16 protein-coding genes are annotated in these 14,524 nt (G+C 60.2%); 10 read left to right on the top strand and 6 right to left on the bottom strand.

Features of this window, described 5'->3' with window-relative positions; translation table 11 throughout:
- Nucleotides 1-12: 12 nt before the first annotated feature.
- From FNZ07_RS03915 to FNZ07_RS03905, 3 genes are read right to left on the bottom strand one after another with little or no spacing between them, the layout of a single operon-like run.
- Nucleotides 13-366, bottom strand: a complete 354-nt coding sequence (locus FNZ07_RS03915) for a nuclear transport factor 2 family protein (RefSeq protein WP_091011689.1) — start codon at nt 364-366, stop codon at nt 13-15.
- A gap of 34 nt (nt 367-400) precedes the next feature.
- Entirely contained in the window at nt 401-811 is a 411-nt protein-coding gene (locus FNZ07_RS03910) for a nuclear transport factor 2 family protein (RefSeq protein ID WP_091011688.1), read from the bottom strand.
- Nucleotides 812-867: 56 nt separating this feature from the next.
- The gene (locus tag FNZ07_RS03905) at nt 868-1,650 is read right to left on the bottom strand and encodes an SDR family oxidoreductase (protein ID WP_091011687.1); all 783 of its coding nucleotides are present in this window, start codon (nt 1,648-1,650) and stop codon (nt 868-870) included.
- Between the two features lie 137 nt (nt 1,651-1,787).
- On the opposite strand from FNZ07_RS03905, the gene FNZ07_RS03900 reads away from it, so the two are divergent.
- The 3 genes from FNZ07_RS03900 (at nt 1,788) to FNZ07_RS03890 (ending at nt 3,524) form a co-directional block, all read left to right on the top strand.
- Nucleotides 1,788-2,687: a LysR family transcriptional regulator gene (locus tag FNZ07_RS03900; protein ID WP_091011686.1), complete on the top strand. Its 900-nt coding sequence runs from the start codon at nt 1,788-1,790 to the stop codon at nt 2,685-2,687.
- A 97-nt stretch (nt 2,688-2,784) separates the two neighbouring features.
- Nucleotides 2,785-3,048, top strand: coding sequence for a DUF2164 domain-containing protein (locus FNZ07_RS03895; RefSeq protein ID WP_091011685.1), 264 nt, complete (start codon nt 2,785-2,787; stop codon nt 3,046-3,048).
- Between the two features lie 128 nt (nt 3,049-3,176).
- Nucleotides 3,177-3,524, top strand: a complete 348-nt coding sequence (locus tag FNZ07_RS03890) for a hypothetical protein (protein WP_177228276.1) — start codon at nt 3,177-3,179, stop codon at nt 3,522-3,524.
- Between the two features lie 96 nt (nt 3,525-3,620).
- Here the strand turns inward: FNZ07_RS03890 and glmS are convergent, their stop codons facing one another.
- Nucleotides 3,621-5,450, bottom strand: a complete 1,830-nt coding sequence (gene glmS / locus FNZ07_RS03885) for a glutamine--fructose-6-phosphate transaminase (isomerizing) (RefSeq protein WP_091011684.1) — start codon at nt 5,448-5,450, stop codon at nt 3,621-3,623.
- Between the two features lie 160 nt (nt 5,451-5,610).
- Between glmS and FNZ07_RS03880 the strand changes: the two genes are divergently transcribed.
- Together FNZ07_RS03880 and fabV are read left to right on the top strand one after the other, a co-directional pair.
- Nucleotides 5,611-6,096 (top strand): Lrp/AsnC family transcriptional regulator, encoded by a 486-nt coding sequence (locus tag FNZ07_RS03880; RefSeq protein WP_245811473.1) that lies wholly within the window; start codon nt 5,611-5,613, stop codon nt 6,094-6,096.
- 94 nt (nt 6,097-6,190) lie between these two features.
- Complete coding sequence (gene fabV / locus FNZ07_RS03875) at nt 6,191-7,381, top strand: enoyl-ACP reductase FabV (protein ID WP_091011683.1); 1,191 nt, start codon at nt 6,191-6,193, stop codon at nt 7,379-7,381.
- A 36-nt stretch (nt 7,382-7,417) separates the two neighbouring features.
- On the opposite strand, the gene FNZ07_RS03870 is transcribed toward fabV, so the two are convergent.
- On the bottom strand, nt 7,418-8,323 hold the full coding sequence (locus FNZ07_RS03870) for a LysR family transcriptional regulator (RefSeq protein ID WP_091011682.1): 906 nt from the start codon (nt 8,321-8,323) through the stop codon (nt 7,418-7,420).
- 82 nt (nt 8,324-8,405) lie between these two features.
- Between FNZ07_RS03870 and FNZ07_RS03865 the strand changes: the two genes are divergently transcribed.
- Nucleotides 8,406-9,167, top strand: a complete 762-nt coding sequence (locus FNZ07_RS03865) for a sulfite exporter TauE/SafE family protein (protein ID WP_091011681.1) — start codon at nt 8,406-8,408, stop codon at nt 9,165-9,167.
- A gap of 137 nt (nt 9,168-9,304) precedes the next feature.
- On the opposite strand, the gene FNZ07_RS03860 is transcribed toward FNZ07_RS03865, so the two are convergent.
- Nucleotides 9,305-9,949 carry a TetR/AcrR family transcriptional regulator gene (locus tag FNZ07_RS03860; RefSeq protein ID WP_091011680.1) on the bottom strand — a complete coding sequence of 215 codons (645 nt, stop codon included), beginning with the start codon at nt 9,947-9,949 and terminating at the stop codon, nt 9,305-9,307.
- 341 nt (nt 9,950-10,290) lie between these two features.
- Between FNZ07_RS03860 and FNZ07_RS03855 the strand changes: the two genes are divergently transcribed.
- The 4 genes from FNZ07_RS03855 to FNZ07_RS03840 all read left to right on the top strand — a co-directional run bounded on the left by FNZ07_RS03855 (nt 10,291) and on the right by FNZ07_RS03840 (nt 14,518).
- The gene (locus tag FNZ07_RS03855) at nt 10,291-11,094 is read left to right on the top strand and encodes an SDR family NAD(P)-dependent oxidoreductase (RefSeq protein ID WP_091011679.1); all 804 of its coding nucleotides are present in this window, start codon (nt 10,291-10,293) and stop codon (nt 11,092-11,094) included.
- A 58-nt stretch (nt 11,095-11,152) separates the two neighbouring features.
- Nucleotides 11,153-12,274, top strand: a complete 1,122-nt coding sequence (locus FNZ07_RS03850; RefSeq protein WP_091011678.1) for a DUF5938 domain-containing protein — start codon at nt 11,153-11,155, stop codon at nt 12,272-12,274.
- Nucleotides 12,275-12,444: 170 nt separating this feature from the next.
- Entirely contained in the window at nt 12,445-13,320 is an 876-nt protein-coding gene (locus FNZ07_RS03845; RefSeq protein ID WP_091011677.1) for a transporter, read from the top strand.
- A 16-nt stretch (nt 13,321-13,336) separates the two neighbouring features.
- Nucleotides 13,337-14,518 (top strand): lipid-transfer protein, encoded by a 1,182-nt coding sequence (locus tag FNZ07_RS03840; RefSeq protein ID WP_091011676.1) that lies wholly within the window; start codon nt 13,337-13,339, stop codon nt 14,516-14,518.
- Nucleotides 14,519-14,524 lie beyond the last annotated feature (6 nt).

Here is a 14,524-nt window from a genome sequence, read left to right as displayed (position 1 = left end):
GAGTGCAGGTCGTCAATCCAGAAACACGTATAGCTCATGAATCTTGCCGTCGCGGGTGACGGCGACGTCGACGCCGGTCACGGTGGCCGGATTCTCTTCAGGCCCATAGCCCCATGCGACGCGCCCAACGCCATGCATGGCCTGAACATCTCCACGTTCGACAAAATTGAAACCGAGGAATCTTGCCTGTAGCTGCGCAACCCGGCGGTCGATCGCGTCGATGCCGACATGTCGACCATCCGGATCGACGAACACACCGTCAGGCTGCCAGATGGCTTTCAGTTCCGCCATGCGTGCTGCGGCATTGCGCTCGCCGAAGATGCCGAGCAGGTTTCGTTTGAGAAGTTCGTTCACTGTGAAGGGCATCGCGGATTCCTTTGCGTAGTCGGAGGTTCTGCTGTCAATGTCGGGCCGCTGCGGATACAGCGAAGCTGTCTTCGAACATCAGAAAGCTCGCGATCTTTCCCTCGGGGGAGAATGTCAGTACGAATGCAAATGCGGTGTCGATCAGCTTTCCGGTGGCTTTGATCCGCGATTGCAGGTGGCCGAGGATGACAGCGCGACCGTCACTTGCAAGTACGTCCTGAATGCTGAAACTGACACTTTCGACCGAGGCGCGTATGCCGCTTACGAAATCGAACATGGCCTCGCGACCTTTCTTGTGACCGACCCACGGCAGCACGCCTGTGTCGCCCGGAATGTTGAAGTCGAGATCGGATGTACACAACGCGGCGATCTCATCGGCGCTCGCGCCCGAGCCCATTTTTTCAAGGAACTGCTGGGCGAGGCGAAGGTTCTCGGCTGAACTCATGATGTTTTTCCGTTGGTGCCGCGCTTATGTGCAGATAAGCGCGGCGTGTTGATCGATTACACCTGTACGAGGCCACCGTCGACGAACAACTCGATACCGGTGACATAGCTCGCATCGTCGGAGGCGAGAAAGGACACGGCCTTCGCGATTTCGTCGGTGGTGCCGACGCGGCCAAGCGGTGTCGTTGCGGACATTTGCTGGCTGTAGGCCTCGATCTGCTCATCGGTCATCTTGAGCTCGGTCTTATACGCAGGTGTGGGGATCACGCCGGGCGCGACTACATTGACGCGGATGTTGCGTCCTTTGAGATCCGACGACCACGTGCGCGCAAACGAGCGCAAGGCTGCCTTGGTGGCCGCATAGACACCGAATGCCGGCACACCTTGCACCGATGTGATCGAACCGGTAATCACGATTGCGCTTCCGGCCGGCATGAACGGCAACGCGCTTTGCACAGTGAACAACGTGCCTTTCATGTTGATGCCGACATACTTGTCGAATTGCGCTTCGGTGATCTCGCCAAGCGGCACGAATTCGCCGCCGCCGGCGTTGGCGAACAGGATGTCGATTCTTTCGCGAGCCGACGATACGACCTTCACGATGCGTTCGAGATCGGCTGCTACCGAGATGTCGCCACGAATCGCCGTGGCGCCATGGCCGATTTCCGCCACCGCGGCCTCGAGCTCTGCCTCGCGTCGGCCGGTGATGAACACCGTCGCGCCCTCGCGAGCGAGACGCTTTGCCGTAGCGAGACCGATACCGGTGCTGCCGCCGGTGATGAGTGCAACCTTGCCGGCGTGTTTTGTCGTGTGGATGTTGGTGTAGAGCGAAGCAGTCATGAGTGGCCTCCTTGCGGCCTGATTCAATAACTGCAGCTTATTGAAAACACATACGGATATAAATAGGCTATCTGTGGATTCTTTGTGCACAGATGTGAATAATGGAAGCCATCGCGTGTCATTCTGGAGTCGAACCGATGGATCATCTGCAGGCTATCCGCATTTTTGCCCGCGTCGTTGAAACGGGTGGTTTCGGACGAGCTGCGCTCTCGCTGAAAATGCCCAATGCCACGGTGAGCAAGTGGATCAAATCGCTCGAAACGCATCTCGGCGTGAAGCTGCTGGAGCGCAGCACGAGAAGCGTCAGCGTAACGACCGATGGCGCCGCTTATTACGAACGCACCCGCCACCTGCTCAGCGAACTCGACGACATCGAAGCGACGTTGGGCCGTGCTCAGGCAAATCCGCGCGGCGCACTCAGGGTCGACACGGGCGGGTCGGTCGCGAGCGGCATCGTGATTCCTGCCTTGCCGGCGTTTCGCGAGCGATATCCGGACATCCAGGTGCAATTGAGTGTGACGGACCGGACTGCCGATCTCATTGCGGAGAACATCGACTGCGCGATTCGCAGCACGGCGGACGATCCCGGTCTGATCACGCATCGGATCGGCGGGCTTGCATGGACGACCTGTGCGACGCCGGCGTGTCTGGCGAAGTACGGAACGCCGAAGCATCCCCGCGACATCGTCGATAAGGACATGCCTGTTGTCGGCTATTTCTCGGCAAGCAGTGGCGTGACGCAGCGGCTTGCCTTCCGTCGCGGCGATGAGGTGTTGACGCTCGACCGGGTGCGCAACGATGTGATCGTCAGCGAAAGCAATGCGCATCTTGCGACGGCGCTTGCGGGGCTCGGCATCGTGCACACGCTGGACTTCATGGCGCGACCGTTTATCAGGCAGAAGAAACTGGTGCCTGTTCTCACTGAGTGGCGGCCCGATCCACTTGATGTGTACGTGGCGTATCCGCCTAGCCGTCGATATAGCACCAAGGTGCGGGTGTTCGTCGACTGGGTGACGGCGTTGTTCGGCGCGATGTGAGGCGAGTTGGCTGCGGCATAATCGATTTATCGGAGCGACGCGTCGGCCTTGCGCGCTTCTATGTCATCAGCCCTTGTAACAACGGAGCCACTACGCCATGACGATTGAACTGGACAAGGACGTACGCAAGGAAGCCATCGCATCTATCCAGCGGTATTTCGATGAGAATCATGAGGAACGCATCGGTAATATCCAGGCGGGGGCGTTGCTGAATTTCTTCGTGGAAGAGCTTGGGCCGGTGATTTACAACATTGCGATTCAGGATGCGCAGGAACGCTTGCAGGCGCGTGTGTCAGAGCTGGATCTGGAGTGCCATGAAGAGGCGTTTGGGTACTGGAAGAAGTATGAGCGGAAGCGGTAGGGGTTTGCTTTCCTCTCGGTTCGAAACTTCATTCTCACGAGCTATTAGCCCATCGATTAGCGTAGGCCGCAACGATTGACGGCGTAACCGGCTACGGTATGATGCAGTACGAGTCGAAGGGGGTTGGAATGAGTCTTCAGGAGATTCCGAAGAGCGGTTTACAGGCTTTCGTCGCCGAATTGGCGAAGCGGCATGGCATCCAGTATGTCAGGACTGGCAGCAGCGCACTCGCGCAGGTGATCACGAAGCTCGCTGACGATGAAGTCGTGCCCGATGAAACCGAGAAACTGATCATCGCGCTGAAGCGTGCCAAAGTCATCGACGGCCGGGAAATGCGCGTGATGTTGAGCCGCTATCTGGACGAAGTGCCAACGAAGAAACCAGTTAATCCCGAAGCTCCGCCGAACTACGACTACAGCGCTTCGGCACGCATCGCGCGGAGCAGTGTTGAAGTATCTTGTGAGGCAGATACCTGACCTGAACGAATAGCTCGTGATAATAAAGTTTCGAACCGGGCAGTATTTTGATCGGACACAGGTATTACGAACACGGGTTCCAGTTCAACAACCCCGCTACTCAACCGTCACCGATTTCGCCAAATTTCTCGGCTTATCAATATCCGTCCCCCTTGCAAGCGCCGCATGAAAAGCCAGCAACTGCATCGGAATCGTATGCAGGATCGGAGACAGCGGCCCGTAGTATTCGGTGAGCCGAATCACCTCGATCCCCGGCCCCGGCGAAATCCCACAGTCGATATCAGCAAAGACAAACAGCTTCCCGCTACGCGCACTGACCTCATGCATGTTCGACTTGAGTTTCTCGATCAGCGCATTGTTAGGCGCAACCGCGACCACCGGCATCTCGTCGCTAACCAATGCAAGCGGACCGTGCTTCAATTCACCGGCTGCATACGCTTCCGCGTGAATGTAGGAAATCTCCTTCATCTTCAGCGCACCTTCCATCGCGATGGGATAGTGCATGCCGCGCCCGAGAAAAAGAATGTTCTGCTTGCGCGTCAGCTCTTCGGCCCACGCTATCATCTGCGGTTCCAGCGCAAGCACCTTCGTCATCGCGTCGGGCAGATGCCGAAGCGCGCGGAGATGCTGCTGTTCATCCTCGTCGGAAAGTCGTCCGCGTACCTGGGCCAACGTGAGCGCGAGCAGAAACAGCGCAACGAGCTGCGTCGTAAAAGCTTTCGTCGAAGCGACACCGATCTCGATGCCGGCGCGCGTGAAGAACGTCAATGCGCATTCGCGAGCTAAAGCGCTGCTCGGCACATTGCAGATCGCGAGCGTGTGATGCATACCTTGCTGCTTCGCCACCTGCATCGCGCCAAGCACGTCCGCGGTTTCTCCGCTTTGCGATACCGCGACGACCAGCGTGTTCGGATTCGGCACGCCGTCGCGATAGCGGTATTCGCTGGCAATCTCGACGCTGACGGGCAACCGCGCCAGACTCTCGATCCAGTAACGCGCCGTCAGCGCGGCGTGGTAACTTCCGCCGCACGCGAGCAGTAGCACGGAATCGACGCTGTTCAGCACGCGCCACGCGGAGTCGCCGAACAGCTCGGGCATGATCGACGTGATGTCCTGCAGCGTATCGCTCACGGCGCGCGGCTGCTCGAAAATTTCCTTCTGCATGTAGTAGCGATAGAGGCCGAGATCGGCGGCACCGCTATGTGCGGCCACTGTATGCACCGGGCGCTCGGTGCGGCGACCCTGCGCATCCGCAATCGCGTAGCGATACAGCTGCGCATCGACGACGTCGCCGTTTTCCAGGTAGACGATCCGGTCCGTGACGTTCGACAGCGCAATCGCATCGGAAGCCAGAAAGTTTTCGCCTTCACCGACGCCGACCACGAGCGGCATGCCATCGCGAGCACCGACCACGCGATGCGGTTCGTCGCGGCAGAGCACAGCAATCGCATAGCTGCCGCGTAACTGGCGCACCGCCTGCTGCACGGCTTCGAAGAGATCGCCGTCGTACAGATGATCGATCAGATGCGTGATGACTTCCGTGTCGGTCTGGCTCGTGAAGACATACCCGTGGTCTTGCAGCATCGCGCGCAATGCATCGTGATTTTCGATGATGCCGTTGTGCGAGAGCGCGATGCGCGGCGCTTGCTCATCGGGTGAAAAATGCGGATGGGCGTTTTCGGTGACGGGCTTTCCATGCGTCGCCCAACGCGTATGCGCGATGCCCGTGTAGCCGGACAGCGCGCGCTTCGCGATGTCGTCCTGCAGGTTCGCCACCCGATCGACACTGCGTGCGCGCAGCAACTGCCGGTCGCGATAGACGGCGATGCCGCACGAATCGTAGCCGCGGTATTCGAGGCGTTTGAGGCCGTCGACCAGGTTCGGCAGGATGTCCCGTTGCGCCACCGCTCCGACAATTCCACACATCGCATTTCTCAAGAAAGGCCCCTGCTGGACCCGGTGAGGCGATGGTAGAGTGCCTGATGAGAAATTTAATTTCAGAATTTCTATGAAAATGAAACTAGACGTTCCGACAAAGCCATGATGAAATTTAATTTCATCCGAAACGACAGCGGGAGCCGACGAAGTGGCCATCTATCTGGACGACCTGGACCTACGGATCCTCGCGATTCTGCAAACCGATTCGTCGGTCTCGAACCTTGAACTGGCGGGCCGTGTGCACGCGTCGCCGCCGACCTGCCTGCGCAGGGTGCGCAATCTCAAGGAAGCCGGAGTGATCGCGCGGCAGATCGCGGTGCTCGATCACGCGAAGATCGGCACGACGCTGATTGCGCTCGTTGAAGTAAGTCTTGACCGCCAGGCTGCGGAAGATCTCGACGCCTTCGAAACGTATATCTGCGCGGAGCCCGCGGTGACGCAGTGCTATCGGGTGTCGCCGGGACCGGACTTCATCGTCGTCGCCGAGGTCGCCGATATGCCCGAATACGACGAACTTGCACGGCGGCTCTTTCGTGCCTCTTCGAATATTCGCAACGTGCGGACTTTTTTCTCGACGCATCGCGCGAAGTTCGAGGCGAACGCACGCATTCGTTTGGAAGCGCGAGTGAGTTGAAGCAGCCGCGCTCGCCGTAGATCGTGTCATTTACAATGCTCGCCTGGCGGTGCACCGTGCTGCACTCATCGGGCATTTCATTACCGAGGTTGTCATGATCATCAAACCGCGCGTACGCGGCTTTATCTGTGTGACTACGCATCCCGTTGGCTGCGCAGCCAACGTCAAGGAGCAGGTCGATTACGTTACGGCCCAGGGGCCCATCGCGCATGGCGCGAAGAAGGTGCTGGTGATCGGTGCATCGACCGGTTACGGGCTCGCCGCGCGCATTACGGCCGCCTTCGGCTGCGGTGCCGATACGCTCGGTGTGTTCTTCGAACGCGCAGCGAGCGATGGCAAGCCAGGCAGCCCGGGCTGGTACAACACGGCCGCGTTCCAGCAACTGGCGGCGGCTAAAGGACTGTACGCAAAGAGCATCAACGGCGATGGCTTTTCCGATGCGATCAAGCAGCAGACGATCGATGTCATCAAACGCGATCTCGGTCAGGTCGATCAGGTCATCTACAGTCTCGCGGCGCCGCGGCGCACGCACCCCAAAACCGGCGAGGTGTTCAACTCGACGCTCAAGCCGATCGGCCGCGAAGTCAATGTACGCACGATCGATACCGACAAGGAAGCGATCAAGGAAAGCTTGCTGCAACCGGCGACGCAGCAGGAGATCGACAGTACGGTCGCGGTGATGGGCGGCGAGGACTGGCAGATGTGGATCGACGCGCTGCTCGAAGCCGGTGTGCTGGCCGACGGTGCGAAGACGACCGCCTTCACGTATATCGGCGAGAAGATCACGCACGATATCTACTGGGACGGTTCGATCGGAGCGGCAAAGAAAGACCTGGACCGTGCCGCGCTCGAGATTCGCAGCAAGCTCGCTGCGGTGAACGGCGATGCACGCGTATCAGTGCTGAAGGCGGTGGTAACGCAAGCAAGTTCAGCGATCCCGATGATGCCGCTCTACCTGTCGCTGCTGTTCCGCGCGATGAAAGAGCAGGGCACGCACGAAGGCTGTATCGAGCAGGTCTACGGGCTGTACCGCGACAGTCTGTCCGGCCACGCGCCGCACATCGATCAGGACGGCCGCCTGCGTGCGGACTACAAGGAACTCGATCCCGCGGTGCAGGCACGCGTGCTGCAACTGTGGGACCAGGTAACAAGCGACAACCTCTACGAACTCACGGACTTCGCGGGCTACAAGCAGGAGTTCTTGCGGCTGTTCGGATTCGGGATCGAAGGGATCGACTACGAGGCCGATGTGGATCCCGACGTGGCGATTCGCGATCTGGTTTAGGTCCGAGCGGCGCTAACGTTTAACGGCGAGCGCGGCCTATGCCGGCTTGCCGTCCGGCGACGTGCCCGCATCCAGCAGATGCTGCACGAGCAGCCCCGCTTGCGGCGTGAGCGCCGCGAAATCGCGGACACATAGATGAAGCTGGCGCGATGCCCATGGGTCGAGAATCGGCAGGACGGCAAGACCTGGACGGCGTAGCTCGCCGACAAACGCTTTGGAGAGAATCGCGAGACCGATGCCCGCTTCGACGAACATCCCGACCTGCTCCACGTTTCTAAGCTGCACGCGATAGTTGATCTGCCGGCCCAGGCGGGACGCCCGTTCCGCCAGATGGATTTCCAGCGCCGTGTCCTTGATCCCCACGAATGCTTCGTCGACGATGTCGGCAAACGCCACCCGCTCCTGCGACGCGATGCGATGGTCTTTGCCTGCCACGACCATGAGCTGATCTTGCGCGATCAGATGGGTTTGCAGCATCGCGAGATCCGCAATGTCGGCGACGATGCCGACGTCGGCGCGGCCTTCGGCGATCGCCAGCACGATCTCGTTGCTGGGGCGCTCGTCGAGGTCGACGGAGAGGTCGGGGTAGGCGGCCAGAAAGCGGCGCAACTGCTGCGGCACGAACGCGGCGAGTGCCGCGGTATTCGACAGCAAACCCACGCGGCCCTTGAGCCCGGTTGCGTACGCACGCAGCTCGCCGCGCATCTGCTCCACGTTCCCAAGAATCAGGCGGGCATGCCGGATCAGCGCCTCGCCGGCTGCGGTGGGACGGATGCCCCGGCGGGTCCGTTCGAGCAACGGCGCACCGAGTGCGGATTCCATGCCGGAGATACGCTCGCTCACGGAGGCGAGGGCCAGGTTCATCGCCTGAGCGCCCTGGGTGAGGCTGCCGTGTTCGACCACGGTCAGGAATAAGCGCATGTCGGTGAGGTCGAATCGCATCGTCGATCCCTTCGGTTTTCGCGAAGTCTAGCATTGGAATTGCCAGATTGTGAAAGCCGATGTTTGTCCTTAGGATCGGCGCATGAACTCACTTTTACTCGTCGCTGGGGCTGGTTTTATCGCTGGAGCCATGAATGCGCTCGCGGGCGGCGGCTCGTTCGTGAGCCTTCCCGCATTGATTTTTGCGGGCGTGCCATCGGTTCAGGCGAATGCATCGAGCACCGTCGCGTTGTTCCCCGGTGGCCTTGCGAGCGCATGGGCCTATCGCGATGGGCTCGGGCCGGTTGGTGCCGTTTCGCTGCGGCCGCTGCTGGTCATGACGCTGGCGGGCGGCGCGCTCGGCGCTGTCCTGTTGCTGTACACATCGCCGAAGGCCTTTAACTTCGTGCTTCCCTGGCTGCTTCTGCTTGCGAGCCTCGCGCTTGCCTTTGGGCGTCGCCTCGGCGAGCAGATGCGTAGCCGCTGGACGATCCGTCCGTCGGTTGTTCTGGCCGTGCAGTTCGCGCTCGGTATTTATGGCGGTTACTTCGGTGGCGCGGTCGGCATCATGATGATCGCCGTCTGGGGGCTGCTCGACAGTAGCGATCTGAAACGTCTGAGTGCGCCGCGAACGTTACTAGTGAGTGCGGCCAACTCGATGGCGGTACTGATCTTTATCGTCGCGCACGTCGTGCACTGGCCCGAGACGCTCGTCATGCTGGTCGCGGCGATCGCGGGCGGTTATGGCGGCGCGCAGATCGGTCGACGTGCACCGGTGGCCATCATTCGCGCGGGGACCTTGTTGCTCACCGCATGCATCACGGTGGTTTTCTTCATCCGCGCTTATGCACCCGGCTGGTTGTGACTCGTAATGAGCAACGAGACGACGATGTCTTTATGAAAAGGAGAAGCTTATGCTCTCGGCTTTCATCGAAACGATCGGTGCGCTCGCCGTACTCGCGAGCATCGTCGCGAAGATCACGCGACCTCGCCTCTCGGACGTCAGGCCAGCATCGGTAAAAGCGCACGCACTTCTTCGAGCAGACGCGCAATCGCATCCGGATCGTTCGACACGTGCCTTAGCAGGTGTTTCTGAAAGAGTCCGTCGAGCAGCGCATAGGCAGCGCCGGACGTGACAGTCGGCTGGCTGCCGCCGAGCTCCGCGTAGCGCGTGACGACATGCCAGACCATGTGTTCGAGACTCTCGTCGATCTCGTTCACGACCTCCCGGAACGATTCCTCGAACAGCGCCTGTGACCGCAGGTCGTACCAGAGGCAATGCATCTGCGGTTCATCGCGCATCGTTTCCGCGAGCTTCTCGAGAAAACCTTCCATCAGTTCTTCGCGGGTTTGCGCTTCGGTCGTGACGACGTCGTAGCGCGTGACGCACTTCGCCTTGAAGTAGCGAATGCTGCATCGAATGAGGTCGAGTTTGTCCGAGAAGTAGTAGTGAAGCACCGCATGCGTGAACTCGGATTTCTGCGCAATCTCGCGCAGGCTGGTTCTCGCGTAGCCCAGTTCGCCAAGCGTTTCCAGTGCTGCTTCGGCCAGTTCGACGCGCCGCGCTTCGTACTTGTCCGCCGGTAGTTGCCTGCCGCGCGGCCCGCGGCCCGTTCCATCCGCTTCGCTGTTTTCCCGCTGTGCCATCCCGCCTGTGCCCTCAGTGACTGTCGTCCGGTGTGCCGTACGGCTGCCGGTTTGCGCTCGTGCCTCATGCAACTGAGGTGACCGAGTCTGATGCGCCCGATTGTGCGTAGCAGCGAACCAATTGTCAAGAAAACGCTAACCACTCGTAAAAAGTTAACTTGACATCTGTTTATAAATATCCAACCATTCGTTCAAAATAAAATTGCCAAGTGGTTAGATTTTCGGCGTTGTCCGGTAGGGCGAGGACGGCCACCGTTATCCAGCGAGCGATCCCCGTTCGACGGATACCGGCTCGTCCTTGAATCGCGGCAGTACATAACGCAGACATCGGAGGAAGACACATGAAGAGCAAACGACTCGACGGGAGAAAGGCGCTGGTGACGGGCGGTGCACGCGGAATCGGCGCATCGATCGCCCAGGCCCTGGCGGATGCAGGTGCGGCGGTCGTGATCGGCGACGTCCTCGTGGACCTCGCGAAGGAGACTGCGGCGGGGCTCGCAAAAAGCGGTGTCGCGACCGGCTCGGTGCGGCTCGACGTGACCGACGACGCGCAATGGGAAAGCGCCGTTGCATCGGTGGTCGCGCAGCTCGGCGGCTTCGACATCCTGATTAACAACGCGGGCATCGAGATCACATCGCTCGTGGCCGATCTGAAGGCCGAGGACATTCGCCGGATGTGCGACGTGAACATCGTCGGTGTCGGGCTCGGCATGAAGCACGCATTCCGCAGCATGCGACCGGGTGGTGCGGCCGCGCAGGGCGGGTCGGTAGTCAACGTGTCGTCGGTCGCGGCGATCATCGCGTTTCCCGCGATCTCGGCTTATTCCGCGACGAAGTCGGCCGTCGATCGCATGACGCGGGTGGCGGCGATGGAAGCCGGCAAGCTCGGCTACGGCGTGCGCGTCAACTGCATCTACCCGGGGCTCATTCCCACCGACATGGGAATGAAGCTCGCCACTGACATCGTCGCCGTCGGTCTCGCGGCGGATGTCGAGGTGGCGGTGGCATCGGTGATTGCACAGACGCCGCTTGGCCGGCTTGCGACGGTCGAGGAAGTCGCCGATGCGGTGGTGTTCCTGTGTTCCGACGACGCCCGCTTTATCACCGGGGCAGGCGTGCCCATCGATGGCGGTATGGGCATGTAACGCCGCGCGACCGACTGGATATCCAGATCATTTTCTTCAACGTGGGTGGAGACAAGCAATGAGTGACAAGAGACCTGTCGTCGTTTACGGCGTGTCGGGATATACCGGGCGTCTGGTGTGCGAATACCTGCGCGAATACCACATCCCGTTCATTGCGGCCGGCCGCGACAAGGCGAAAGTGCAGGCGGTGGTCGAGAAGGTTCCCGGCATCGAAACCGCCGACTACGAAGTGGTCGGCGTGGAGCACAACGTCGATGCGCTGACCGAGCTGTTCCACGGTGCCCGCTTCGTCAGCAACATGGTCGGTCCGTTCATCAAGTATGGTCCGGAGGCGGTGGAAGCTGCTCTTGCCGCAGGCTGCCACTACTCCGACACCACCGGCGAACAGGACTGGGTGATGCTTGCGAAGGAACGCTGGGGCGAAGCGTTCGCGCAAAAGAATTTGCTGCTTGCGCCGGGCATCGCGCATATGTACACGACCGGCGAGATTGCCGCCCAACTCTGCCTCGAAACACCGGGGCTCGATACGCTCGACATCCTCACGTTGTGGGGCGGCTTTCCGACCACGGCCTCGGTTGCGACCATCTTCACCATCCTCAAGGCGAAGTGGTATTACCTGGAGCAGAACCAGTACAAGGAGTGGTTGCTGTCGACGAAATTCGACGTCGTCATTCCCGGACAACATGGCATGGGGCTCGCGCTACCCTGGGGCGGTACGTCCCACCCGGTCTGGTTCAAGGACGATCCACGCGTCGCCAACGTCAAGGTATCGGCCGGTGTGTTCGCCCGCGAAGTGATGGAGGGTGTCATCGCGACGGTGAAACTGTACGAGGAGCAGATCAAGACCTTGCCCATGGATCAGCAGGAAGAGGCGCTCGCCAAGGTCGCCGCCTCGGTCCAGAGCGGCATGCCGCCGCGCGAGAACCCACGGGTCAACCGTTCGATCGATTCAGTCTATGCGTCCGGTCCGCTTGGGCGCGCGCACTGCGTAATCCACGGCAACAGCAACTACAAACAGACGGGTCTCCTGCAGGCCTATGCCGCTTTGTCGTTGTTGCAGACAGCGCCGAAGAAAGTGGGCTTCGCTTCCGGCTGCCAGGCGTTCGGTCATCGCGAACTGCTTGGGCAATTGCGAAGTTTCGGCCTGGCGATGAAGCCGGTTCTGACGGTAGAGGACTGAAGTCCGAAGTTGCAGGGGCGCAATTCACGTTCGTGTAGCGCCCCGGTCCGATGCAGTAACAGGTCCATCGCATCGCAAGCGGCTCCGCCATGCGGTGACTCTCAAGACGAAAAAAATGACGCCCAGCGTCGGCTTGTTCACGCGTGCAGGAACACCCATCAGGAGGAGACATGGAAAAAAGAATATTGCGCTCGTTCGTTGTAATGGCCGGCTTTCTTGTCGCTGCAAAGTCCGCATCCGCCATCGACATCTATCCGGCCGACTATACGATTCTGCCGCCAGGCACGACGCTGGCATTGGGTTATCTCGGCTTCAAATCAAGCCACGAATTCAATCTCGATGGCGTGGGCGATGTGCCCGGATCGAGTCTTAACCAGACCATCGGTATTGCCCGTGTGCTGCACTACAGCCAGATCGCCGGCATCCCGGTCGCGTATCAGGTCTATCTGCCTTTTGCGAATCTGTCGAACTTCAAGGTTGGCGGAGCTTCACCTCAGACGAACAACGGGATGGGCGATATCACGTTCGGCTTCACCGCGTTTCTCGTGAACCGGCCCGATCCGGTTTACGGCACGACCGTCGGCATCACGCCGTATGTTTCATTGCCCACGGGCAAATACGACGTTAACCGTTCAGGGCCGGGCGCCGGTGCCGTGACGTTCACCCCGCAGCTCGGGGTCATCCAGGGGCTGGGACATAACTTCTACTTCGACGGCGCGTTCGATGTCGCCGTTCAGACCGGGCATAGCAACGCCGGGCAGCAGATCTCCGTGCATCCGTCCATCGAACTGCAAACCTACCTGCGTTACCAGATCTCGGCGGCTTCGTCGGTTTCGTTCGGCTACGCGGGTTATTTCGGCGGTAAGCAATACATCAACGATGCCTACAACGGACAGGAAACCAGTTCGAGTGAGCTACGTCTCTACGCGAGCCACATGCTCACGCCGACCTGGCAGGTCGCCGGTATGGTCGGCAAGGCGGTGGCGAACGAGGGCGGATTCAAGAACAGTTACAGCGTGCAGATCCGGGTAATGAAGATTTTCTAGATCAGGGAGGTCGAGGATGAGTCGTCGCGTCAACGTCATCGGTGTGGGAATGACGCCGTTCACAAAACCGGGCGCCAGTCCGCCGTATTACCAGATGGCTAGCGTGGCCGGCCGGCTCGCATTGAGCGACGCCGGCATTCCATACAACGCAGTGGACCAGGCCTATGCCGGCTACGTCTACGGGGACTCCACGTGCGGGCAGCGCGCCGTGTACGAACTTGGCCTGACCGGTATTCCCGTGGTTAACGTCAACAACAACTGCTCGACTGGATCGACTGCGCTCTGGCTCGCAAGGCAGGCTGTGGAAAGCGGTGCAGCCGAATGCGTTCTGGTGCTCGGCTTCGAGCAGATGGCGCGCGGCGCGCTGGTATCGCAATTCGACGATCGGGAATCGCCGCTGAGCCGGCATGTTCACGTGATCGACGAGGTGCAGGGCGCCTCGTCGGCACCGCTGGCTGCACAGATGTTCGGCGGTGCCGGGAGGGAATACATCGCCCGTCATGGGACGAAGAAAGAGACCTTCGGAATGATCTCGGTCAAGGCGCGCGAACACGCGCACAACAATCCCTATGCGCTCTTCAGGGAGAAACTGAGTCTCGACGAAGTCATGCATTCGGCGGAGATATTCGACCCGTTGACGCGCTTTCAGTGCTGCCCTCCTACGTGCGGCGCGGGAAGCGCCGTGCTGTGCTCGGATGAATTCGCGCGACGGCATGGAATCGCGAATCCCGTCTACATTGCCGCGCAGTCGATGACGACCGACTACCCCAGCAGTTTCGAACCACCGTCGATGATCAAGATGGTCGGCTACGACATGTCGGCCCGCGCGGCACAGCAGGTATACGAGGCATCCGGCATTGGTCCCAACGACATCCAGGTGGTCGAGCTGCACGACTGCTTCACTGTCAACGAGTTGCTCACTTATGAAGCGATCGGTCTGTGCCAGGAAGGCGCGGGAGAGCAATTCGTCTGGGACGGTGCCAACACATATGGCGGAAAAATCGTGACCAACCCATCGGGCGGGCTGCTTTCCAAAGGCCACCCGCTAGGGGCCACGGGTCTCGCGCAATGTACCGAACTGGTCCGGCAGTTGCGTGGTGAAGCGGGCCCAAGGCAGGTCGACGGGGCGCGCATCGGGCTACAGCACAACATCGGCATTGGCGGCGCTTGCGTCGTGACGTTGTATCGCCGCGATTGATGGGCA

This window comes from Paraburkholderia megapolitana (assembly GCF_007556815.1).
GTDB classification, from domain to species: domain Bacteria; phylum Pseudomonadota; class Gammaproteobacteria; order Burkholderiales; family Burkholderiaceae; genus Paraburkholderia; species Paraburkholderia megapolitana.
The sequence above is the reverse complement of the archived record's forward strand: the minus strand, read 5'-3'. Positions and strand labels throughout refer to the sequence as shown.

Bases quoted from the DNA above. Each gene is read 5' to 3' on its own strand.
- FNZ07_RS03915 (WP_091011689.1), bottom strand. From the start codon at position 366: ATGCCCTTCACAGTGAACGAACTTCTCAAACGAAACCTGCTCGGCATC.
- FNZ07_RS03910 (WP_091011688.1), bottom strand. From the start codon at position 811: ATGAGTTCAGCCGAGAACCTTCGCCTCGCCCAGCAGTTCCTTGAAAAA.
- FNZ07_RS03905 (WP_091011687.1), bottom strand. From the start codon at position 1,650: ATGACTGCTTCGCTCTACACCAACATCCACACGACAAAACACGCCGGC.
- FNZ07_RS03900 (WP_091011686.1), top strand. From the start codon at position 1,788: ATGGATCATCTGCAGGCTATCCGCATTTTTGCCCGCGTCGTTGAAACG.
- FNZ07_RS03895 (WP_091011685.1), top strand. From the start codon at position 2,785: ATGACGATTGAACTGGACAAGGACGTACGCAAGGAAGCCATCGCATCT.
- FNZ07_RS03890 (WP_177228276.1), top strand. From the start codon at position 3,177: ATGAGTCTTCAGGAGATTCCGAAGAGCGGTTTACAGGCTTTCGTCGCC.
- glmS (WP_091011684.1), bottom strand. From the start codon at position 5,450: ATGTGTGGAATTGTCGGAGCGGTGGCGCAACGGGACATCCTGCCGAAC.
- fabV (WP_091011683.1), top strand. From the start codon at position 6,191: ATGATCATCAAACCGCGCGTACGCGGCTTTATCTGTGTGACTACGCAT.
- FNZ07_RS03870 (WP_091011682.1), bottom strand. From the start codon at position 8,323: ATGCGATTCGACCTCACCGACATGCGCTTATTCCTGACCGTGGTCGAA.
- FNZ07_RS03865 (WP_091011681.1), top strand. From the start codon at position 8,406: ATGAACTCACTTTTACTCGTCGCTGGGGCTGGTTTTATCGCTGGAGCC.
- FNZ07_RS03860 (WP_091011680.1), bottom strand. From the start codon at position 9,949: ATGGCACAGCGGGAAAACAGCGAAGCGGATGGAACGGGCCGCGGGCCG.
- FNZ07_RS03855 (WP_091011679.1), top strand. From the start codon at position 10,291: ATGAAGAGCAAACGACTCGACGGGAGAAAGGCGCTGGTGACGGGCGGT.
- FNZ07_RS03850 (WP_091011678.1), top strand. From the start codon at position 11,153: ATGAGTGACAAGAGACCTGTCGTCGTTTACGGCGTGTCGGGATATACC.
- FNZ07_RS03845 (WP_091011677.1), top strand. From the start codon at position 12,445: ATGGAAAAAAGAATATTGCGCTCGTTCGTTGTAATGGCCGGCTTTCTT.
- FNZ07_RS03840 (WP_091011676.1), top strand. From the start codon at position 13,337: ATGAGTCGTCGCGTCAACGTCATCGGTGTGGGAATGACGCCGTTCACA.